Source organism: Alkanindiges illinoisensis DSM 15370 (assembly GCF_000619845.1).
Lineage (GTDB): Bacteria > Pseudomonadota > Gammaproteobacteria > Pseudomonadales > Moraxellaceae > Alkanindiges > Alkanindiges illinoisensis.
In genome coordinates, this window is sequence record NZ_JHUX01000004.1 from 164,739 (window position 1) to 188,511 (window position 23,773).

The 23,773-nt window shown below is 48.4% G+C and carries 18 protein-coding genes; 4 read left to right on the plus strand and 14 right to left on the minus strand.

Going from position 1 to position 23,773, the window contains the following annotated elements:
• Positions 1–25 precede the first annotated feature (25 nt).
• From pgaC to sdhC, 11 genes are all read right to left on the minus strand, one after another.
• Complete coding sequence (gene pgaC, locus Q337_RS0109605) at positions 26–1,303, minus strand: poly-beta-1,6-N-acetyl-D-glucosamine synthase (RefSeq protein WP_051526763.1); 1,278 nt, start codon at positions 1,301–1,303, stop codon at positions 26–28.
• Between the two features lie 39 nt (positions 1,304–1,342).
• Positions 1,343–4,456, minus strand: coding sequence for a poly-beta-1,6 N-acetyl-D-glucosamine export porin PgaA (gene pgaA, locus Q337_RS0109610; protein ID WP_026471417.1), 3,114 nt, complete (start codon positions 4,454–4,456; stop codon positions 1,343–1,345).
• A gap of 320 nt (positions 4,457–4,776) precedes the next feature.
• Positions 4,777–5,667 carry a succinate--CoA ligase subunit alpha gene (gene sucD, locus Q337_RS0109615; protein WP_026471418.1) on the minus strand — a complete coding sequence of 297 codons (891 nt, stop codon included), beginning with the start codon at positions 5,665–5,667 and terminating at the stop codon, positions 4,777–4,779.
• Between the two features lie 11 nt (positions 5,668–5,678).
• Entirely contained in the window at positions 5,679–6,842 is a 1,164-nt protein-coding gene (gene sucC / locus Q337_RS0109620) for an ADP-forming succinate--CoA ligase subunit beta (protein ID WP_026471419.1), read from the minus strand.
• Between the two features lie 169 nt (positions 6,843–7,011).
• Positions 7,012–8,448, minus strand: a complete 1,437-nt coding sequence (lpdA, locus tag Q337_RS0109625) for a dihydrolipoyl dehydrogenase (RefSeq protein ID WP_026471420.1) — start codon at positions 8,446–8,448, stop codon at positions 7,012–7,014.
• 141 nt (positions 8,449–8,589) lie between these two features.
• Positions 8,590–9,843, minus strand: coding sequence for a 2-oxoglutarate dehydrogenase complex dihydrolipoyllysine-residue succinyltransferase (odhB, locus tag Q337_RS0109630; RefSeq protein WP_026471421.1), 1,254 nt, complete (start codon positions 9,841–9,843; stop codon positions 8,590–8,592).
• Positions 9,844–9,845: 2 nt separating this feature from the next.
• Positions 9,846–12,701: a 2-oxoglutarate dehydrogenase E1 component gene (locus Q337_RS0109635; RefSeq protein ID WP_034279993.1), complete on the minus strand. Its 2,856-nt coding sequence runs from the start codon at positions 12,699–12,701 to the stop codon at positions 9,846–9,848.
• A gap of 698 nt (positions 12,702–13,399) precedes the next feature.
• Positions 13,400–14,110, minus strand: a complete 711-nt coding sequence (locus tag Q337_RS0109640) for a succinate dehydrogenase iron-sulfur subunit (RefSeq protein ID WP_026471423.1) — start codon at positions 14,108–14,110, stop codon at positions 13,400–13,402.
• 13 nt (positions 14,111–14,123) lie between these two features.
• Positions 14,124–15,968: a succinate dehydrogenase flavoprotein subunit gene (gene sdhA, locus Q337_RS0109645; protein WP_026471424.1), complete on the minus strand. Its 1,845-nt coding sequence runs from the start codon at positions 15,966–15,968 to the stop codon at positions 14,124–14,126.
• 12 nt (positions 15,969–15,980) lie between these two features.
• Positions 15,981–16,346 (minus strand): succinate dehydrogenase, hydrophobic membrane anchor protein, encoded by a 366-nt coding sequence (sdhD, locus tag Q337_RS0109650; protein ID WP_026471425.1) that lies wholly within the window; start codon positions 16,344–16,346, stop codon positions 15,981–15,983.
• A complete protein-coding gene (gene sdhC / locus Q337_RS0109655) occupies positions 16,346–16,750 on the minus strand; it encodes a succinate dehydrogenase, cytochrome b556 subunit (protein ID WP_083698576.1) in 405 nt (134 codons plus the stop codon). Before sdhC ends, sdhD begins: the two co-directional genes overlap by 1 nt.
• Positions 16,751–17,568: 818 nt before the next feature.
• On the opposite strand from sdhC, the gene gltA reads away from it, so the two are divergent.
• Positions 17,569–18,855: a citrate synthase gene (gltA, locus tag Q337_RS0109665; RefSeq protein ID WP_026471427.1), complete on the plus strand. Its 1,287-nt coding sequence runs from the start codon at positions 17,569–17,571 to the stop codon at positions 18,853–18,855.
• 299 nt (positions 18,856–19,154) lie between these two features.
• Here gltA and Q337_RS0109670 read toward each other — a convergent pair whose 3' ends face one another.
• Genes Q337_RS0109670 through Q337_RS0109680 form a run of 3 tightly spaced genes read right to left on the minus strand, consistent with a single transcriptional unit; the run spans position 19,155 to position 20,958 of the window.
• A complete protein-coding gene (locus tag Q337_RS0109670) occupies positions 19,155–19,568 on the minus strand; it encodes an ExbD/TolR family protein (RefSeq protein WP_026471428.1) in 414 nt (137 codons plus the stop codon).
• The gene (locus Q337_RS0109675) at positions 19,569–20,195 is read right to left on the minus strand and encodes a MotA/TolQ/ExbB proton channel family protein (protein ID WP_026471429.1); all 627 of its coding nucleotides are present in this window, start codon (positions 20,193–20,195) and stop codon (positions 19,569–19,571) included.
• 16 nt (positions 20,196–20,211) lie between these two features.
• Entirely contained in the window at positions 20,212–20,958 is a 747-nt protein-coding gene (locus Q337_RS0109680) for an energy transducer TonB (RefSeq protein WP_156935767.1), read from the minus strand.
• Between the two features lie 373 nt (positions 20,959–21,331).
• Between Q337_RS0109680 and Q337_RS0109690 the strand changes: the two genes are divergently transcribed.
• The 3 genes from Q337_RS0109690 (at position 21,332) to Q337_RS0109705 (ending at position 23,740) form a co-directional block, all read left to right on the plus strand.
• On the plus strand, positions 21,332–22,258 hold the full coding sequence (locus Q337_RS0109690) for a patatin-like phospholipase family protein (RefSeq protein ID WP_051526765.1): 927 nt from the start codon (positions 21,332–21,334) through the stop codon (positions 22,256–22,258).
• A 142-nt stretch (positions 22,259–22,400) separates the two neighbouring features.
• Positions 22,401–22,853, plus strand: coding sequence for an NfeD family protein (locus tag Q337_RS0109700; protein WP_026471432.1), 453 nt, complete (start codon positions 22,401–22,403; stop codon positions 22,851–22,853).
• Between the two features lie 35 nt (positions 22,854–22,888).
• Positions 22,889–23,740: an SPFH domain-containing protein gene (locus Q337_RS0109705; RefSeq protein WP_026471433.1), complete on the plus strand. Its 852-nt coding sequence runs from the start codon at positions 22,889–22,891 to the stop codon at positions 23,738–23,740.
• The last annotated feature ends 33 nt before the right edge of the window (positions 23,741–23,773 follow it).

Below are 23,773 nucleotides of genomic sequence, written 5' to 3' on the forward strand. Positions count from 1 at the left end.
GTTAAAATTTCAGTAAGTGGTAAGGTTAAACACTAATGCCACGGTCCGGACTTTCCCAACGGGCACGTTTTTTTGAGCGCTTGAGCAGGGCTTTGGGTAAGGCCACCACGGTGGTTAACATGGACAAAATCCAGTACAGCAATGGATACCAGATCACCCAGATATAGTTGCGTAATATCCGGCCCTGATCATAGCGGCGGTCCATCCACAGGCTGATAAAAAACTGCACCAGACAGGTTACGCCCAGAAAAAGCCCATAGACCTGCGGCAAAATGCTGGCCACATACCAGCTTTCCGGCAGGTCAACCACCAGGCCGCTAAAGTACAAAATAAAAATAATCAGCATGGCATACGACCAGCCCACGCTAAGCAGGTATTCAAAGGCCACGCCCCAGAAACGGCGCGACTTCCAGTGAAACAGCGCCTTGCCATATTTAAGCAACACCTCAACCCCACCCTGTGCCCAGCGTAAGCGCTGGCTCCATAAGCCCTTCAGCGTTTCCGGCATATACAGGTAACACAATGCCTGCGCTTCGTAGCGGATATCCCAGTGATCCAGTTGCAGGCGCCATGAAATATCAATGTCCTCGGTCACAATGTTTTCACTCCAGTAGCCTACCCGGTGCAATGCGGTTTTACGGAATCCGGCAATGGCACCCGATACGGTAAAAATACGGCCATAGGTACGCTGTGCCCGCTTGATCAAGCCAATAATGGACGAAAATTCGCCAACCTGAATCTTGCCAAGCAAACTGGAACGGTTAATGATGCGTGGATTACCAGTCACTGCACCAACCCGTGGGCCACTTAGCAGGTGATCCATCATCCAGTGCACGGTATAGGGATGCAGCAAGGCGTCGCCATCAATACACACCAGATATTCATGCTGACTAACCAGTGCGCCTGCCCGTAATGCAAATGCCTTGCCCTGATTATTGGTCAAATGCACGATCCGGATACGAGAGTCCTGTGCGGCCAGTTGCTCCACAATTTGCTCGGTCTGGTCGGTGCTACCATCATTAATCACAATGACTTCAATGTTGGGATAACGGGTGGCCAGTGCAAAACGGATGGTATCTGTAACATGCTGCTCTTCGTTATAGCAGGGAATTAAAATGCTACAGCCCGGCGCAGTCTGGTCAAATTTCGGCAAGGCAGGACGATGCAGTTCGCGTCGCAAATAAAACCAGATGCCACCAATGATCCACAGCCAGGCCATCAGCAAGGGATAGTAAAACGCAAAGGCAAATAGCGCATTGCGCACCGATAAATTTTGCAGCCAGTTCAGGGCATCAATAAACATGCTTCATACTCGATAAATGGTTTTTATTGTGGTTATTCATTAAAAAGCGCCACTCAGCCCCAGCACCCCATAGGTACGCTGTTCACGGTTGCCGTCGTAAACCTGACTGCCCCAGCCAATGCCATAATTGATTTGCCAGCGCCGGTTCAACTGCCACTCATGCTGATACAGCGCATTCACATAGGCTTTACCGGAAAACCCGGCTTGCTGGTTAATGCCCGTACCCAGTTCAAAATGCTGATTAAAGGACTGCTGTTCATCACCGCGCCAGGTCATCCAGTCATGATCCAGATTGATGCCATAGCTCAGGTTATGATCCGGGTTAAAATAACTGCCACCGGGCTGGCTGTTGTTTTCATAAAACGCTTCCAGCCCACCCGTGGTAATGTGCTTTTCATTGGCAAACAAGCGCTGGTTGAAAGCCCCCGACACCGACTGTCTGAGATTGCCATCGCTAATGTCCAGTGCCTGATAGCTAAACGACGCACTGCGTGATTCATGCTGTCGCCAGTCCACGCCCGCCTGATAGCCATTGGCATCCAGGCCTGCTTCCAGCGCCCGTAGCGGAATTTGTGCCGAGTTATGCTCATAACCCAGCCGGTAGCGCCAATGGTCATTGAGCCAGTGTCCCCAGCCTGCACTAAAGCCGGTTTTCTGGGAATTTGAGCTTTGCCCGGACTGACTTTGGCCAGAGTGATTATCCAGTTGCTGATTGACTAAAACCCAGGCATTTTTGCGATCCTGCTGCCACTCTGCCCCAAGGCCCAAGCGCTGGTCACGCTGATGCGCTGGTTCAAGGTCAGCCCAGCGATCCTGATGATCCACAAAAATTCGCCAGCGATTGTCCAGCCACGGACTATTAAGCCGGGTATGCCACTCACGGTCATGGCTCCCATTCACACTGCTTAAGGTTCGCGCATCAGCCTTGCTGTGTGCAATTTTAAGGTCACTTTGCAGGGTGACACGCTGGCGATCCTGCCATTCCTGCTGTGCCTTAATCACACTGGAACTTTCTGGTGTTTTTTGGCTTGCCTTCTCCAGCGCATCCTGCCAGCCTGCATAGTCCTGCAAGTCACGGGCATTGCTGGCATGGGTTAAATCCAGTGTCACACTGTGCGGCGCATTTTCATACGCCTGCTGTACCACCTGTTCAGCGGCCTGCGGCAAACCACGCCAGTTCAAAATGGTGGCATAATCATTGGCCAAGCTGGTATTGTCAGGGTTATCCTGAACCAGTTGCTGTAGCTTTGGCACAGCAATGTCCAGCTGGTTACGGTAAGCTGCATCCAGTGCCAGCATTTGCTCCACACGCACCCGGGTCTTGCGGGCTTCCAGATCCGTCATACTGGCTGCCATAGTAGGAAATTGCTGGTCCAGTTTGACCAGTACATCACTGGCCTGCTGGTATTTTTCCTGCTCAATCAAAGCATAGTAATCGGCAATAAACAGTTCAGCATCCGGCTGTGGCAGATTTTCCAGCAAATACTGATAAATCTCATGCGCCTGCACGGGCTGTTTGGTGGCCAGATAGGCATCAGCCACGGCACGCTTGGCATAGGGCTGTAACTGGAATTGCTCACTCACCGACAGTTGCTGGTACTCGGCAATCAGCTCCGGCATGCGCTCACGCACCCGCAAGGCATACAGGTAATCATTAAACAGCGGTGCATATTCATTCTGGTTTTTATTGAGCTGATCCAGTGCCTGTCGTAGGGCCAACAGGTTTTGGTCTATGAGCTGAGCGGCCTGCTGGTATTTGCCCTGTAGTTCCAGCTGATCCTTTTGTTTGAGCGCTGCTTGCATGTTCAAACTCAGTATATCTGCCTTAACCAGCCAAACCGCACTTGCTGGAAAAACTTCGGGATGCTGTTGTGCCAACTGGTAAGCTTCGGTAACCCGATCCAGATTTCTTAGTGCAACAAACTGCTGCTCCAGAGCCAGTCGCTGCTGCGGATTCAAGGCCAGTGCCTGCTGGCTGGAAACTACTGCCTGTCCTGAAAGACCGGCCAAACGCTGGATATACGCCAGTTGTGCATATTGGTCGGCATTGAGCGTGCCCTGCTGTAATGAGCCAAGCAGTTGCTGCACCACTGCGGTTTGCCCGGCTTCAGCGGCCAATGTGGCGTAATACCAAGGATCAAATGGTGCTTGCCCTGTAGGCTGCTGTTCAGATTGGTTATATATTTGCCGGGCCAATTCAAATGCCGCCTGAAACTGTTGCTGGTCACGCAGGGCATCTAACCAGGATTTGTACGCATAGGCAGGAATATCATTTATTTTGGTGGTTAATTTTTCTTGCTGCGCCAGTCTTACAAGTTCAGCATTGCGGCCAGCTAGTCGCAGTACCACCATTAAATCAGCAGTTGTCTTTAAATCATCAGGATTTTGCTGATGTAATTGGTAAAGCTGGCTAATGGCTGGTTCAAACTGGCGCTGGCTAGCCAGCTTGACCGCCTGCTGGCCTAGAAGTAACCGCTTTTGGGTGAGTGCCAGTTTATGGCTTGGCTGTATTGCCAGTGACTGATCCGCATAGGTCAGACCCTGCCCTGCATCACCCAGTAAACGATAAATATAGGCCAGTTGTGCATACTGATCTGCTGTTTTCAAAGTAGCCGGCTGAATACGATCAAGCGTTGCACGGGCATCAGTGCTTTGACCCGCTTCAGCAGCCAGCGTCGCATAATAGAGTACATCAAGCTGTGGTGCTTGATTGGACAATGACTGATGTGCCATGATCTGCTGTGCCACCTGATAGGCAAGCTTTGGTTGCTGGCTATCGCGCAAACCTCCAATCCAGGCCATTCTAACATAGGCAGGCAACTGTAAAGCCTGCTGTTGTAACTGGCCGGTTTGGGTTAACTGTGCAATTGCCTGATTTTTGCCAGCCAGCCTTAACAGCACAATCAGGTCAGCCGTTACTTTCAGGTCTTTCGGCGCTTGGCGGTGCAGTTGCTGCAAGGTGGCAATGGCTTGCGGAAGTTTACCCTGCTTTGCCAGTTGCACCGCCTGTTCGCGCTGCTGGCTGATGCTTAATGCAGTGCCTGTCGGTTTGGCATACAGTGATGAAGATAAGGTAAAACAGCCTATTTCCAGAAAAAATAAACAGCCCAGATAAAGTTTGTTTTTTAATGGGTCAGGGTAAAATGTCCCCATAATTATTCCAAAAATAAAGAGCAAAAATCAAAGCTGGCGTTTTAAATGGCCGGCATACGTTGTGTGGCCTATTGTGTATTTTTATTTTTAACCGTCAGTGTTTAAATGATTCCAGATTGGCAAATTCGCGTAATGGAACCTGAAAAAACGTAATTCCATTGAGTAATTGGTATTAATTCAACTAATTTATTCGCTTTTGTGTAATCCATTTCTGACAGAGAAAATCGTTCATTTCCTACAGGTGTAATAGACAATACTTGCTGATACCTATAAAAAAGAGCGCCGAAGCGCCCTTTTAAAACAAAGATCAAAAGCAGGTATTAAACCATGCCTTTATCTTTTAATACCTGATACATGGTTGAACCTAGTTCAGCAGGGCTTCGGGTGTAAGCCATACCTGCGCGTTCAAACGCTGCAAATTTTTCTTCAGCGGTGCCTTTACCGCCAGAAATAATTGCACCTGCGTGACCCATACGCTTGCCTTTTGGTGCTGTCACACCGGCGATATAACCTACAACAGGCTTGTTCACGTTGGACTGGATGTATTCAGCCGCTTCTTCTTCCGCCGTACCGCCAATTTCACCAATCATGATAATGGCATCAGTGTCCGGATCATCCTGGAACAGTTTGAGGGCATCAATCTGGTTCATGCCCGGAATCGGGTCACCACCAATACCAATACAGGTTGACTGTCCCAGACCCAGCTTGGTGGTTTGCGCCACGGCTTCATAGGTCAGTGTACCGGAACGGGAAATAATCCCAATACGGCCCGGCAGGTGAATATGACCCGGCATAATGCCAATCTTGCACTCGCCCGGTGTAATCACACCCGGACAGTTCGGGCCAACCAGACGCGTACCATTACCATTGGTTTCCAGATAGCGTTTGGCTTCCAGCATGTCGATGGTCGGTACGCCTTCGGTAATCACCACAATCAGGCCAACGCCAGAATCCACTGCTTCAATAATGGAATCCAGTACAAATGGTGCCGGTACATAAATAACCGTTGCATCTGCCTGGGTTTGATCCACAGCTTCACGCATGGTGTTAAATACAGGTAGATCCAGATGGGTTGAACCACCTTTACCCGGTGTTACCCCACCAACCACTTTGGTGCCATAGGCAATGGCTTGTTCGGAATGGAATGTGCCGTTCTTACCGGTAAAGCCCTGTACCAGAACCTTGGTGTCTTTATTAATTAATACGCTCATGCTAATGCTCCTTAGGCTTTCACGGCTGCAACAATTTTTTCCGCTGCATCGGCCAGGCCCTGCGCTGGAATAAGTTTAAGACCTGATTGCTCCAGAATCTGGGAACCAAGCTCGGCATTGTTACCTTCCAGCCGGACGACCACAGGAACAGTGACATTCACTTCTTTTACCGCGGCAATAATGGCTTCTGCAATCATGTCGCAACGCACAATACCACCAAAAATATTGATCAAAACGCCTTGTACCGAAGTATCCGCCAAAATCAGCTTGAATGCTTCAATCACGCGCTCCTTGGTTGCACCGCCGCCTACATCAAGGAAGTTGGCTGGCTGGCCACCGTACAGCTTGATAATATCCATGGTCGCCATGGCAAGGCCGGCACCATTCACCATACAGCCAATATTGCCTTCCAGCGCCACATAGTTCAGCTCAAACTCGGAGGCTTTTAGCTCACGCTCGTTTTCCTGAGACTTGTCACGCGATGCAGCAATCTCAGGCAAACGATACAGCGCATTGGAATCAATACCAATTTTGGCATCGACACATAGGATTTCGCCATTTTCGCGCACAGACAGCGGGTTGATTTCAAACAGGGCAAAGTCATTTTCAATAAAAGCACGATAGGCGCCTTTCATCAGCTTTACAAACTGATTGATTTGCTTGTCTTTTAAGCCCAGTTGAAACGCCACATCACGCGCTTCAAATGGTTGCAGACCCACCAAGGGATCAACAGTGACTTTAATGATTTTTTCCGGGGTTTCTTCAGCGACTTTTTCAATGTCTACGCCGCCTTCGGTAGACGCCATAAAGGTTACGCGGCGGGTTGAGCGGTCAATCACCGCACCCAGATACAGCTCACGCTCAACCGGATAAACATCCTGACAAACCAGTACACTGTTTACAGGCTGGCCATTGGCATCAGTTTGATAGGTCACCAGACGGGTTCCAATCAGGTCACGGGCAATTTGTGCCGCTTCTTCCTTGCTCTTGGCGATCTTTACACCGCCTGCCTTACCACGGCCACCCGCATGAACCTGAGCCTTGATGACGGCAAAGTTACCAATCTTCTCAAACGCTTCAGCTGCTTCTTCTGGCGTAGTTGCCAAAATGCCTTCCTGTACCGGCATACCATATTGCTTAAGCAACGCTTTTGCTTGATATTCATGTAAATTCATTGATAGACCTAACCGTATAATCGTTGGTTAATTTAAATACTGCCCTGCCTGCCTATCATGATCGATAATCAGGCAGCACTTTCGTATTCCAGACACACAGCCACTTTAGGTATTAAAAAATACGTAAAAGTGTTCCTGCTTACTTCATTTCAAATTTCTTCAAAACCTGCTATTTGCGCTTACGCTGAATGGCATGAATGGCACGCCCATCTACCGACAGGGCAGCTTCATGCACCGCTTCAGACAACGTGGGATGTGCAAAAGTCATCAACTGCAAGTCTTCTACACTGGACACAAATTCCAGTGCAATCATACCCTGATGCACCATGTCACCTGCACCACTACCCAGCACATGCATCCCCAGCAGGCGGTCAGTCTTGGCATCAGCCACAAACTTGACAAACCCTGCCGGTTCACCAGCGGCCAGCGCCCGGCCATTCACTGCAAACGGGAACTGACCGGTTTTCACTTCAATGCCCTTTTCCTTGGCCGCTTCTTCAGACAAGCCTACCCACGCCACTTCAGGGAAGGTATAAATCACACTGATAATGGTGTCATAGTTCACCTGCGCGGCATGGCCATGAATACGCTCAACGGCCATCACGCCTTCTTCCATGGCTTTATGTGCCAGCATTGGGCCACGTACCAGATCGCCAATCGCATACACACCATCAACCGAGGTTTTGCACTGGTCATCAACCTGTACAAAACCGCGTTCAGTGAGCGTGATACCTGCATCGTCACTCAGCAGTCCTTCGGCATATGGCTTACGGCCAACACAGACAATCAGCTTGTCAAAGGTTTGTTCCTTATCTTCGCCTGCCTGATTGTATTTCACGGTAACCTTGCCATCTTTGGTTTCAGTGGCAGTAACCTTGGCATTCAAGCGAATATCAAGGCCCTGCTTGGTCAGCACTTTCTGGGTTTCCTTGGCCAGTGCTTTATCCGCCATGGGCAGGAAACTGTCCAGTGCTTCAAAAATGACCACTTGGCTACCCAGACGGCGCCATACTGAACCCAGTTCAAGGCCAATCACGCCGGCACCAATGACGCCCAGAGTGGCAGGCACCTGATCAAACGCCAGCGCACCAGTAGAATCCACGATTAGCGCTTCATCAACAGGTGCTACCGGAATATTAACCGGCACTGAACCTGATGCCAGAATTACATAATTCGGCTCAAGGGTTTGAGCTTCGTCGCCGTTGAGTGGTATAAATTCTACTTTTTTGCCAGCCAGCAGCTTGCCTGTGCCTTGTAGCCAGTCAATACCATTGCCTTTTAACAGCTGGGCAACGCCACCGGTTAGCTGCTCAACCACTTTGGTTTTGCGCGCCTGCATGGTGGCAATATCAATGCTGACATCACCGGTACCAATGCCATGTGCTTGTAGGTCATGCTGTGTCGATTCATAACGATGGGAGGAATCCAGCAGCGCTTTGGACGGAATACAGCCCACGTTCAGGCAGGTGCCGCCCATGGAAGGCTTGCCGTTATGTATACGTTTTTCAATACAGGCAACTTTATAGCCCAGTTGGGCTGCACGAATGGCAGCTTCATAGCCACCCGGGCCACCACCAATGACGACCAGGTCATATTGTTGTGCCATAGTTTTACTCCTTAACTTACAAAAGCTCAGGCTTCTGTAAGTGGCTTAATTTTTTCAAGAGGCAAATCATCAGAAATTTGTGCTTGCCTGTATTAATGACAAGCACTTGAACTTCATTGAGCCAATTACAGATCAAGCAGCCTACAAATCAAGCAGCAAGGACGCTGGATCTTCAATAAACTGTTTAATCGCAACCAGGAAGCCAACAGCTTCTTTACCATCAATCATGCGATGGTCATAAGACAGCGCCAGATACATCATCGGCAGAATGACCACTTGACCATTCACCGCCATTGGACGTTCCTGAATCTTGTGCATGCCCAAAATAGCGGTTTGGGGCGGGTTCAGAATTGGCGTGGACAGTAATGAACCAAAGGTACCGCCATTGGAAATGGTAAAGGTACCGCCAGTCATGTCTTCAATCGACAGCTTGCCTTCACGTGCCTTTTTACCAAAGTCGATAATGTTTTTTTCTACTTCGGCATGGTTCAGGCGATCCGTATCACGCAGCACGGGCACGACCAGACCACGATCAGAAGATACCGCCACACCAATGTCATAGTAACCATGGTAAACAATGTCATCGCCATCAATAGAAGCATTCACTGCCGGATAGCGCTTTAGGGCTTCAGTTGCTGCTTTAACAAAGAACGACATAAAACCTAGCTTGGTGCCATGACGCTTTTCAAAACGCTCCTGATACAGCTTGCGCATGTCCATAATGGGTTTCATGTTGACTTCATTGAATGTGGTCAACATGGCAGTTTGCTGGGTGGCAGACAATAAACGCTCAGCCACACGCTTGCGCAAGCGGGTCATAGGAACACGTTTTTCTACACGTTCGCCAACCGCCTGGCTCAATGCAGTAGGCGCTTGTGCAGTTGCTGGCTGGCTTGAGGTTTGTGTTGCTGCTTTAGGCGCATTCACATGATTGGTGACGTCTTCCTTGGTGACACGGCCACCACGACCTGTACCGGAAATATCCTTGATATCCAGACCCTGCTCGGATACTGCCTTGCGTACCGCTGGACTTTGATCGTTGGAAGATTCACCAGTTTGCTGGGTTGCTGCCGGCTCATCACGTTTTACAATCGGGGTTGCGCCTGCTTCAATTTTTTCAACATTCTTGGCAACGTCGTTTGCGCTAACAGCACCAACACCTGTCTCAAAGGTTGCAATCACTTCGCCAGACAGTACGGTTTCACCTTCCTGCTTGGCAATATTGCTCAAGGTGCCATCCGCAGGCGCTACAACTTCCAGCACAACCTTGTCGGTTTCAATATCAGCAATCACTTCATCGCGGGAAACAGGCTCGCCTACTTTTTTGTGCCAGGTTGCAATAGTGCCGTCAGCAACTGACTCTGGAAAGACGGGTGCTTTAATTTCGGTTGCCATAATTAGGATTCTCCTTGTTGATCAGGCTTACTTGTAGAGTCAAGACCCAGGGCATCAATCACCAGAGTAGCTTGCTGTTTTGCGTGTAAATAGGGTGAACCACTGGCCGGTGCTGCCGAGGCTGGACGACCAGCATAGTTGACCGGGATAAGCTGGTCTGGACGCAGACTGGCCACATCGCTATAGATCAGGTGAGCAATAAACAGCCATGCACCCTGATTCTGTGGTTCTTCCTGTGCCCACATGACGCGTTCCAGATTTGGATATTGCGATAACACTTCGCGCACACGGGTTTGCGGATATGGATAAAGCTGCTCAATGCGCACAATCGCCACATCATCCAGTTCTTCTTCGCGGCGTTTTTCCAGCAAATCGTAATAAACCTTGCCACCGCACAGTACCACGCGCTTAACGGCAGATTTATCCAGGTTATCCACCTCATCAATCACAGTTTCAAAGCGACCAGTGGCCAGTTCATCCAGTGTTGAGGTCGCCAGCTTATGGCGCAGCAAGCTCTTGGGTGACATGATCACCAGCGGCTTACGGGCTGGCCGAACCACCTGCCGACGTAATAAATGGAAAATTTGCGCGGGTGTAGTTGGCGTGCAAACCTGCATGTTGTCTTCAGCACACAATTGCAGGAAACGCTCCAGACGCGCGCTGGAATGCTCAGGCCCCTGTCCTTCATAGCCATGCGGCAACAGCAGCGTTAGGCCGCACAGGCGCTCCCATTTGGTTTCGCCTGAGCTGATGAACTGGTCAATCACCACCTGTGCACCATTGGCAAAGTCGCCAAACTGGGCTTCCCACACAATCAGGCTGCTTGGAATGGTGGTGGCATAACCATATTCAAACGCCAGCACAGCTTCTTCGGAAAGCAAAGAATCATATAGTGCAAAACGGGGCTGGTTTTCCTTAATGTGACACAGCGGAATATACTGGCTGCCATCTGTCTGGCTTAATAGCTTGGCATGACGATGCGAAAAAGTACCACGGCCTACATCCTGACCGGTGAGCCGAACCAGATAGCCTTCATCCAGCAAGGTGGCATACGCCATTGTTTCTGCCGCACCCCAGTTGAGGGGCAGTTTACCGGTTTGCATTTTCAGACGGTCATCAATGACTTTTTGCACCTGCTTTTGCAGCACAAACCCTTGCGGGAGCTGTGCCATTTTCTGGCCTAGCTCTTTTAGGCGTTCAAGTGAAACACCTGTATCCCAGCTATCTTCCAGCTGATGACCGACATAAGGCGACCAGTCTACATACAGCTTTTTATTGGGCTCACGTACCAAGGCATTGGCCACGTGTTCACCAGCCTCCAATGCAGAACGATAACTTTCAATCATATTGTCAGCATCGCTACGGTTAATCACTTCTTCCTTGATCAGCTTGTCAGCATATAAGGTGCGGGTTGTTGGTAGCTTGCTAATGACTTGATACATCAGCGGCTGGGTTGCAGACGGCTCATCCGCTTCATTATGACCACGGCGACGGTAACAGAACAGGTCAATCACCACGTCTTTACGGAATTCCTGCCGGAAATCCAGTGCCAGCTGGGTAATGAACACCACTGCCTCAGGATCATCACCATTGACATGGAAAATCGGCGCCTGCACCATTTTGGCAATATCAGTGCAGTATTCAGTCGAACGCGCATCTTCCTGATTGCTGGTGGTAAAACCAACCTGATTATTAATAATCACATGCATGGTGCCGCCCACGGTATAACCGCGGGTTTGTGACATCTGGAAGGTTTCCATCACCACACCCTGCCCGGCAAAAGCAGCATCACCATGCACAATAATTGGCAGTACGTCGTCACCACCAATATCTTCACGGCGTACCTGACGGGCCCGCACTGAACCTTCAACCACAGGGCCAACAATTTCAAGGTGGGATGGGTTAAATGCCAGCGCCAGATGAATTTCTCCACCGGGTGTCATCACATTACTGGAAAAGCCCTGATGGTATTTCACATCACCAGAACCCTTCTTGTTAAAGGTCTTGCCTTCAAACTCGCCAAACAGGTCAGCCGGGTTCTTGCCCAGAATATTGACCAGCATGTTCAGGCGGCCACGGTGCGCCATGCCAATGACCACTTCCTTGGTTCCTGCCTTACCGGAACGCTGAATGATTTCATTGATCATGGGAATAAAACTTTCGCCACCTTCCAGGCCAAAACGCTTGGCGCCGACATAACGACTGCCCAGATACTTTTCCAGACCTTCAGCAGCAGTCAGACGCTCTAAAATTGCGGTTTTTTGTTCACTGTTAAAATTAAACTGGCCACGGGCACCTTCAAGACGCTGCTGAATCCAGCGCTTTTCCTTGGTATCTACAATGTGCATGTATTCTGAGCCAATCGACCCACAATAAATGGCCTCCATGGCATCGACCATTTCACCCAGTGTGGTTTCAACCTTGCCAATGGCCAGATTACCGGTCTGAAAAACCGTATCCAGATCGGAACGTGACAAGCCATGCGCCGCCAGATCCAGATCAGGCACTTGCTCACGCTTGGCCAGATGAAGCGGATCAAGTTTGGCTTTTTGATGACCCCGGTTGCGATAGGCTGCAATCAGTTGCAGTACCCCAACCTGACGGCGCTCATGCTCAGTACTGACTGAACTTTGCGGCATGGGTTGCACACGGGTACTATTGCGGGCTAGTAATAGAAATTGTTCTTTGATATTGCGATGCGGCTGATCCCCTTTGGGGAACTGATCAAAATAGGCCCGCCAATCGTCTCCTACTGTTTCTGGGGCAGTGAGGTAACATTCATAAAGTTCTTCAATATATGCCGCATTTTCTGCGGATAATTCTGTGTCCAGACGCTGTGCGTCAACAACTTCTTGCATGAGACGACCCATTTTTCAATTGCAAAAATAATAGCTTGCCGGATAAACAAGCCACTTCACATTAAAGTTTCGGATACAAAACTTTAATGCTGCGTAAATGCCCCAGATTAAGAATCCAAGCCACCCACACACGACGACAACACAACCAAGCCAGGTTAACTGGCAAACGCATGCTTCCAGACAGACAAGTAAAACAGGCTTTTACGTCAGACACGTTACCCTGTTTTACTTACTTATCTAGCCGTACACCGTACCCGTCCTAAAACGGGCAATTTTTGCAAATCGAATTGGCCAAAACAAAGGATAGTGTAAGACACAGGTCTTTTGGCTTGGCGAATGCGACTTATTCAGCGGCATCTGTCCAGTAAATCTGGCAAAACTTTCAAATACAGACAAAAAGCGTTATCAATAATGGCTATTATTATGACCTTTCATCATCTGTTTTTCATGTGACAAATCGTATCATGAGTTACATAACCATCTGGATTTTTTTATTCAATAGCTGATATTAAGCCGTGAAATAATCCTGCTGATAATGAATAGCATACGAGATTTATGCCCTGTTTTCAGCCCAAATAAGACCAAAGTTGAAGCATAACTGCACTAAAAAGAAACACACGGGTTTTTTACAGTTAACCTGCAGCGAAAAAACAAAAAACGCGCCTCAAGGACGCGTTTTCTGACAGAACGAAACAGATTTAGCCTGCCTGCTCCAGTAACAGATTACGGATATGACCAATGGCTTTGGTTGGATTCAAGCCTTTTGGACATACCGAAATACAGTTCATGATACCGCGGCAACGGAACAGGCTAAATGGATCATCCATACGTGCCAGACGTTCGGCCTGTGCTGTGTCACGCGAATCAATAATGAAACGGTATGCCTGAATCAGTGCAGATGGTCCCAGAAACTTGTCCGGGTTCCACCAGAACGATGGGCATGAGGTTGAACAACAGGCACATAGAATACATTCATACAGGCCATTCAGCTTTTCACGGTCTTCCTGTGACTGCAAACGCTCTTTTGGTGGCGCAGGCTGGTCATTCAACAGATAAGGGCGAACCTTTTCATATTGAACATAGAACTGGTTCATGTCGACCACCAGATCACGGATCACCGGCAAGCCCGGCAATGGGCGAATGACGATCTTTTGTGGCAGTTCGTTCAGGTTCAATAAACAGGCCAGACCATTCTTACCATTGATGTTCATGCCATCAGAACCACAGATTCCTTCACGGCAAGAACGACGGAAAGTCAGGGTTTCATCCTGCTTTTTCAACTCAAGCAATGCATCCAGCAACATACGGTGGCTATCATTCAGCTCCAGCGTATATGTCTGCATATAGGGTGCTTTATCCTTATCAGGATCATAGCGATAAATTTCGAAAGTACGAGTACCTCTGCTCATCTTGAACTCCTGATTAGAATGTACGTGGCTTAGGTGGAATTTCATCCACTGTGAGTGGCTTTTGACGCACAGGCTTGTATTCAAGACGGTTGTCAACAGAATACCAGAGCGTATGCTTCATCCATTCGTCATCACGGCGACCATTGGCATAGGTTGGGTGATCACCCGGCAACTCATAATCAACCACGGTATGCGCACCACGGCACTCGGTACGCGCCGCTGCAGAAATCATGGTTGCCTTGGCAACTTCATACAGGTTTTCAACTTCCAGTGCTTCAATACGGGCAGTATTGAATACTTTGGATTTGTCTTTCAAATGCAGGTTCTTCACCCGTGGTGCCAGCGCAAGAATCTGTTTGACACCTTCATTCATCAGAGCCTGTGTACGGAACACACCGGCGTGCTGCTGCATGACTTCACGAATCGCATCCGCAACATCCTGCGCATTTTCGCCAGTAGACGAATTTTGCAGGGCATTCAAGCGACGGTTGGTGTTTTCCAGCACTGCATTTGGCAATGGCGCATAGTCATCGCCATGATGCTTGGTCACATAATCAATGATATGTTCACCAGCAGCCTTACCAAACACCACCAGATCAAGCAGTGAGTTGGTACCCAGACGGTTTGCACCGTGCACGCTTACACATGAACACTCACCAATCGCATAGAAGCCTTTTACAACTTCTGTAGGGTTATCCCCTTTGGGAACAACCACCTGACCATGAATGTTGGTTGGAATACCACCCATCTGATAGTGAATGGTCGGTACTACTGGAATTGGCTCTTTGGTACAGTCTACGTTGGCAAACTTCTTGCCAATTTCGAATACGGATGGCAAACGTTTCATGATGGTATCCGCACCCAGATGGGTCAGATCCAGTACCACGTAATCGCCATTCGGGCCACAGCCACGGCCTTCCTTGATTTCCTGATCCATGGAACGGGAAACAAAGTCACGCGGGGCAAGGTCTTTTAAGGTGGGCGCATAACGTTCCATGAACGGCTCACCGCTCTTGTTACGCAGCACGCCGCCTTCACCACGGCAGCCTTCAGTTAACAGTACACCAGCACCAGCCACGCCAGTCGGGTGGAACTGCCAGAATTCCATATCCTGCAATGGAATGCCCGCGCGGGATGCCATACCCAAACCGTCACCGGTATTGATATAGGCATTGGTAGACGCACGGAAAATACGGCCTGCACCACCAGTTGCAAACAGGGTTGCCTTAGCCTGGAATACCGCCACATTGCCAGTTTCCTGATCAATGGCCGTTACACCCAGAACATCACCCGCTTCGTTACGAATCAGGTCAAGTGCAATCCATTCCACAAAGAACTGGGTACCCAGCTCAAGGTTTTTCTGGTACAGGGTATGCAGCAGCGCATGGCCAGTACGGTCAGCGGCAGCACAGGCACGTGGCACGGCTTTTTCACCGTAGTTGGCAGAGTGACCACCAAACGGACGCTGATAGATGGTGCCATCTTCATTGCGGTCAAACGGCATGCCCATATGCTCAAGCTCATACACCACCTTGGGTGCTTCACGGCACATGAACTCAATGGCATCCTGATCACCTAACCAGTCGCCACCTTTGACGGTGTCATAAAAATGGTAGTGCCAGTTGTCTTCCTGCATGTTGCCTAAAGACGCACCAATACCACCCTGGGCAGCAACGGTGTGAGAACGGGTTGGGAATACTTTGGTCAATACGGCAACCTTCAAGCCAGCCTCAGCCAGCTGCAAAGATGCACGCATGCCCGAACCACCGCCGCCAACAATCACGGCATCGAAGTTCAGGGTTTCAATATTGGTAAAATCTTGATGTGGGGTTGATTTATTAAGATCAGTTGCTGCCATGATATGTTCCTATCAATGTGCCCAGAAAATCTGGATACCCCAGACCATAAACACAATTATTGCAACAATCGTTGCACATTGCAGAATCAGACGGTATGCACTTGCAGAAGGACCAATCTGCGCTGGCGTAATGTAGTCAGTAAATACTGTCCACATGCCCACCCATGCATGCCCAACCAGAGATAAAATAGCCAGCAGGCTAAAAATCTTCATCGGCAGGGTCATCATAAAGCCATACCAGGCCGTGTAGTCAAAACCAGGATGGAGCAAAATCCAGCCCAGAATCAGAATGGTATATACCGCCAGAATGACAGCACTCAGGCGCTGTACAATCCAGTCACGTGAACCGGAACCGGTCAAACCTGTTGCACTTCTCATCACAGCACCACCAACCAGATAAATGACGCCACAATACCAATGGCAGAAAGTACCAGCGCAGTAGTCGCAGCAGCACGGCCACTTTGCAGGCCCTCAGCGAAACCGATGTCGCCAAGCAAGTGCTTGATGCCCATAATCAAATGGTAGATCAGACCAGCCACAAATGCCCACACCACCAGACGGACAAGCAGGTTGCCGAAAATCTGGTCATGCACATAGGCAAAACGTTCTGGAGAAGCCAAAGAACCCTGTAATAGCCAGAGCAATACAGGAATAAGTAAAAAAATGATGATTCCAGACACGCGGTGTAGAATCGAAGCAATAGCCACGGGAGAGCGCAAATTTACCGCTAACACTTGGCCCATGGACAAATTGACAGGTCTGTTGCTTTTCACAGCGGGCATCCTGTAGGTAAAAACTCCCATTGGAGTTTGTATTAATTCGAAGGAAAGCTGGCGAAACAGGCGCTAAGCCTGTTAAAAACGACACGAAATTATAGTGCTGTTATGATTTAATTACAAACTGGCAGCGAAAATGAATTTCGTTTTTTTTGAAGCGCAAATGAGAATTGCTTCTTTAGTCAGGCTGTAATTCCATAACCTCCTGCCTGATGCATGCATTATCATTTACATGATTTTAGCCTGCATGCTAGAGATGCCAAGTGCTAGAGCAGTTCCAAGTGGCCTTCTTGCTTTAATGGATAGTTTGCCAAAATATGCCTGAAAAAAATCTTTTAATAAGGTCAAGTAAAATTTATGCGGCTAAAGTCTAAGAATAATTTTAAGCCATTGCCCTAAAAAGCAGCATCTGCATTTATTTAAAAATTATCATTCAATTCATTAAATTAGCTTAATAAAAACTTTGATACTGCATTTTTTTGGTCTTAAAGATTCAGGAATGGCAATTTTTTACAAATCTGCTTACAAATAGGATTGTCACCAATAACTTTGGCATATTGTATGCTATGTGACTTTGGCTGCTTGCCTGTCATTTATTATTGTGACCATGCATCAGCAAAGCAATCAACCAAGGTCGTATTTGTGATGACTTTTTTTGATTAAATTGGCATTTTAGCTTGAAGTATGATTGACAAAATTTTAGTTCAAACTAAGCTTATAGCGCATTTTTTTACATGGCGTTAACGGAATTTAACAATTACTTGTCTTGTAATTGATTTTCCGCACAATCGCATCCTATAACACCAGGACAGGAGAGTTTTTGAATGTCTGACGCAACTGGCAAAAAAGCCGTTCTTTCGCTTGATGGCAAACAAATTGATCTACCAATTTACAGCGGCACACTCGGGCCAGACGTTATTGATGTAAAGGATGTGTTGGCCCAAGGACACTTCACCTTTGATCCTGGTTTTATGGCAACTGCTGCCTGTGAATCCAAAATTACATTTATCGATGGTGATAAGGGCGTTTTATTACACCGCGGCTATCCAATTGATCAACTGGCTGAAAAAGCAGATTATCTGGAAGTTTGCTACCTGTTGTTGCACGGCGAGTTACCGAATGCCGAGCAAAAAGATGAGTTTGATAAACTGGTTCGCAACCACACCATGTTGCATGATCAGGTTCAGCGCTTCTATAACGGTTTCCGCCGTGACGCGCATCCAATGGCAGTAATGTGTGGTGTGGTAGGTGCGCTGTCTGCGTTCTATCACGATGGTCTGGACGTTGAAAATCCAAAACACCGTGAAATTACTGCAATCCGTCTGGTTGCCAAGATTCCAACCATTGCGGCCTGGAGCTACAAGTACACCATCGGCCAGCCGTTCATGTATCCGCGTAATGATTTGAGCTACGCTGAAAACTTCCTGTACATGATGTTTGCTACCCCTGCTGATGTGGACTACAAGGTAAATCCGGTACTGGCCAAAGCCATGGACCGTATTTTTACCCTGCATGCTGACCACGAGCAAAATGCTTCTACCTCTACGGTACGCATGGCTGGCTCTACTGGTGCCAATCCATATGCGTGTATTGCGGCTGGTATTGCGGCGCTGTGGGGTCCTGCGCATGGCGGTGCTAACGAAGCCGTGCTGAAAATGCTGGATGAAATTGGCAGCGTTGAAAATGTGGCTGAGTTCATGGAAAAAGTAAAACGCAAGGAAGTGAAGCTGATGGGCTTCGGTCACCGCGTTTACAAAAACTTTGATCCACGTGCCAAAGTCATGAAGCAAACCTGTGATGAAGTACTGGCTGCTCTGGGTATCAATGATCCTCAGCTTGCACTGGCTATGGAACTGGAAAAAATTGCACTAAGTGATGAATACTTCATTAAGCGCAACCTGTATCCAAACGTTGACTTCTACTCTGGCATTATCCTTAAAGCCATTGGTATCCCCACTGCAATGTTTACCGTAATCTTTGCACTGGCGCGTACTGTGGGCTGGATTAGCCATTGGCTGGAAATGCATAGCGCACCTTACAAGATTGCCCGTCCACGTCAGTTGTACACTGGCGCGACCCAGCGTGATTTTGTCAAGGTAGACCAGCGTTAATTTGCTGATTAATGCTTGAATACAAAAAACTCCCGTAAGGGAGTTTTTTGTTGGGCCTGATAAAAATTGATGTTCTTTAATAAAGATAAAATATTTACCTTTGGCCTCTTAATGGCTAATAATCCTTATCTTCTTTTTATTAAAATTATCAATGGCTTGTGCTGTATTAAGTTGCTTAGCATAAAATATTCATATCACTAAAAATTAAAGCCACCTATAAAAAGATGCGGCCTAGAACCTATGGCCAGACCGCGTTTTGCAAACAGAAGCTGTTAAATTTTTAGTCACTTCATCGGTTATTAAGACGCAGGCGCATCACTGACAAACGCCAGATCACTTAAACCGGCTTTGCTGGCACGCGCCATCACTTGCGCTACTGTATCGTAACGGGCATCTTTATCCGCACGAATTTGTAATGATGGCTTTTTGGCCTGCTGGGCAGCCCCATTCATACGCTCAGCCAGTTGCTCAAGACTGACCGCATCCTGATTCCAGTACACCTGCCCCTGTGCATTAATGTTTACCGACACAATTTCGGGTGGTTGCGGCGGTGTTGAGGCATCAGTTTTGGGCAAGGTTAGCGGAATACTGGGGTTCATGACAGTGGCCGTTACCAGAAAGATGATCATCAGCACCAGCATAATATCAATCAGGGGAATGAGGTTCATCTCATTCATGCCCTGTTCGTTTTCTTCTCCCAGATTAAAGGACATTTAGGCCTGCCCTCCAACCAGTGAGCTGGCTGTTGCTTTATGTGCCTGAGTCGTTTCTTGATTAGTTGCACCGGGCAGCAGGTTTTCAATCAGTACGCTATGCGCCTTGTCATGCAGCTCATGCGTCAGGACACGGTTCATGCGGGTGCAAATGTTGTAGGCCAGTACCGCAGGAATCGCCACGGCCAAACCAAGACCAGTCATGATTAGCGCTTCACCTACCGGCGCAGCAACCTGTGCCAGGCCAGCCTGCCCGCTGTTACCAATCGCCACCAGTGCATGAAAAATACCCCAGACTGTACCAAACAATCCCACAAATGGTGCAATGGAAGCAATCGTCCCCAGCACTGGCAAACCACGCTCAATATCAACCCGACTACGGGCCATTTGCTGTAATAAAGCCTGCTCGGCTACTACTTTGCGCTGTTCGGTACTTAATACAGAAAATTTGCCTTTCAGGTTATCAACCGATTGGGTCAATGCAAGCACTGCTGTGTTTTTGGCTTGACGGGTTGCCATGACACGTAGGATAAAAATGCACCACGTTGCAATCGACATGGCCAGTAAAACAAAGTACAGGGTTTTACTGATGGCATCGGCATGTTGCCAGTAGATTGAAAAATTCATGAGCGGGTGCTCCTCATTATTTAGATAAATTCAGTTCAAATGGCTGGATGGTATAAACAGGCACGGCAATCCCATTAACCCGATGTGGCGTAAATGTAGCGCGCTTTAAGGCACGGGCAACTTTTTGATCCAGGTTTGACAAACCAGAACTACTCACCACTTGCACATCGTCAACTTTACCGCTGGCAGAAATGGAAATTCTTAGTTTTACAGTACGCGCCTGACCTTTTAAGTCACTATCTGAAATTTCCAGACGCGGTGGACGAATATAGGACACCCCTTCAACCAGTTGTGGCGTGGTTGGCGGTGCTGGTTGCGGCTTAGGCTCTGGCTTGGCAACCGGTGGTGGCACAGGTGCTGGCTCAGGCACTACAGGCTTTACCGGTTCTGGTAAAGGCTCAGGCTGCGGTGCAATCACCGGCTGTGGTCGCTCGGAAACAGTCGGGGTTGCCAGCACTGGCTTAGGTTTGGGCAAGGGCTTAGGCTGCTGCTTAACCACCTTGACTTCTTTAGGCTTTGGCTTGGGTTCCGGCTTGGGCGGTTTAGGCTCAGGTGGTTTGGGTTTTGGCTGTTCAAGCTGGATGAAACGAACTTCCACCGGTTTTGGCGTTTCAGGCATTTTAAGCGTGATAGGCTTCATGGTCGCTAGCGCAGCCAATACGGCCACATGCGCCAGCAGTACCACAGCAACTGTCCCTAATGCATGGGGCTTGGTGCTGTTTTGCTTTGCTGGTGTTGTGTCTGCCTGAATCATTGCAGTCATAAACAATTACTCATCCGCGAGGACTTTTCAATAAAACGTGCCTGATGTACACCGTCCCTTGACTATATTGCCTAGTTGCAATACCGAGCTACCTGCTCCCCTGCACAGTTTGCAGGTTTTGTGAAGTGGTATAATAAATGAGAAGTGTTTTCATTTGCAATGCTGTTTGGTAAAAGTTTTTTTCAATGACTGTATTTATGACAGGTGGCTGGACTTTTTAGGCTATCTAAGGCGAGGTAAATGGGTTATTTAAATCCTGTCAAAATACCGGTAATCATAAAGATAAATCAGGTATCAAATGACAAAATTGCGCTTGTCTTTATGCAATAGGCTTTTATGATATCGGCTTTATTTTAAGCACCTGTTTGCACCTATGCTGTCGTTAAATTCTTATTTGAATCGTTTTTTTGTATTGATATTAAGCTGTGCCGTACTGGCTGGCTGCGATAAAAGCAGCAAAACAGTGACCCCTACTACCCCAGTGGTTAAGGTACGTGAACCTGTCATTGCGCTGGCGCTAGGCGGTGGTGGTGCCAAGGGATTTGCTCATATTGGTGCTATTAAGGTGCTGGAATCGCATGGCATTAAGCCAAAAATTGTGACTGGAACCAGTGCAGGCAGTTTTGTGGGTAGCCTGTATGCCAGTGGCAAGACCCCTTTTCAGCTACAGGAGCTGGCATTACAGCTTGAAGAAGCCGATATCCGTGATTTAACCATTAGCAAACAGGGCTTTATTACTGGTCAGAAACTTCAGGATTATGTCAATAAAAATGTTGGCAACCGTCCCATTCAGCAATTCCCGATCCGCTTTGCGGCGATTGCCACCCAACTAGATAATGGGCAAAAGGTCGCGTTCAACCGTGGTAATGCGGGTCAGGCAGTACGCGCATCCTGCAGTATTCCCAATGTGTTTGTGCCTGCCACGATTGCCGGCAAACGTTATGTGGATGGTGGGCTGGTTAGTCCAATTCCAGTGCAAACTGCCCGTGACATGGGCGCTGATATTGTAATTGCCATTGATATTTCAGCCCGACCCAAAGCTGGACAATCTACTAATTTATGGGGCCTGCTTGATCAGACCCTGAATATTATGGGTCAGCAAAGCATTAATCAGGAACTCGCGCAAGCGGATGTGGTGATTAAGCCTGCGGTGGGCAATCTGGGCGTTATGGACTTGAAATCCCGTCATCAAAGCATTCTGGAAGGTGAACGGGCAGCACAGGCACAACTGGCGGCCATTGACCTGAAAATCCAGCAGTTCAAGCAGTCTGCCCGAGCCCGGCAATCTGTTACCCGCTAGGTTTTTTAAGCAGTAATTTCAATAAAAATAAAAGATTAAGCCAAACTGCTTTTTTGACTTATTTTATCCTATAGCCGCCCAAACCATGGCGGCTTGCGGTATGATCAAAATAATAACGTAAACAGCAGGCAGGAGAAAAACCATGGATTTGATCCTTCAACCCTGGCACTGGATGGTTTTGGGACTCGCATTAATTATCTTTGAAATTTTTCTTCCTTCATTTACCGCACTCTGGTTTGGTGTGGCAGCCTGTGTGGTGGCCGTACTGCTCTGGATATTTCCGAGGCTAGGCACCGAAGTCCAATTGATGAGCTGGATCATTCTGTCAATTGGCTTTACGGTGCTGTGGTTCAAGTTTCTTAAACCCTTGTCACGCGATAAAACCAAGGCTGGTCTCGCCCGCGAAGCCATATTAGGTCAAGTGGGGATTATTATTGCTGTGCCGCTGGTTGAACATACAGGCGTGGTGCGTTTTGCCATACCGCTGCTAGGGGCTGATGAATGGCGCTGCCGCTCGCAGCAGGAACTGGCGGTGGGAGATCGGGTTACGGTGGTTGAAATACTGGGTAATGAGCTGGTCGTTATTAAAAATTAGGCTTTTGCAAAACGGTGATAACAAGGAGAATAATGATGTCAGGCAGTTTTATTGTGGTGCTGGTGCTGCTGATATTTGTCGCGGTGACCATTGCCAAAGGGGTACGCTTAGTGCCGCAAGGCTACAAATGGATTGTACAGCGGCTGGGTAAATATCATGGTACGCTGAATCCAGGCCTTAACTTTGTGATTCCTTATGTGGATGAAGTGGCCTATAAAGTCACCACCAAGGATATTGTGCTGGATATTCCCTCGCAAGAAGTCATTACCCGTGATAATGCAGTGCTGATCATGAATGCCGTGGCATACATTAATCTGGTGACGCCGGAAAAAGCGGTGTATGGCATTGAAAACTATACCTGGGCAATTCAAAATCTGGTACAGACCTCCCTGCGCTCCATTGTGGGTGAAATGGATTTGGATGATGCCCTGTCTTCACGCGATCACATCAAAGCACGCTTAAAGGCAGCCATTTCAGATGATATTTCTGACTGGGGCATTATGCTTAAAACTGTAGAAATTCAGGATATTCGTCCGTCCTCGACCATGCAGCAAGCGATGGAAGCCCAAGCTGCCGCAGAACGCCAGCGCCGTGCTACCGTGACCCGCGCCGATGGTGAAAAACAGGCCGCTATTCTGGAAGCGGAAGGTCGTCTTGAAGCCTCGCGCCGGGATGCTGAGGCACAGGTGGTATTGGCCAAGGCCAGCCAGGAAGCCATTGATCTGGTGTCATCAGCAATTGGTGAAAAGGAACTGCCGGTGACCTATATTCTGGGTGAGCAGTATGTCAAAGCCATGCAGGAAATTTCCAAATCGCCAAACAGTAAAACCGTGGTATTGCCTGCCGACTTGTTGAATACCTTACGCGGCTTTATTGGTAAGCCATAACTTTTTGCTTTATAGTTCAAAGCAAATATGACG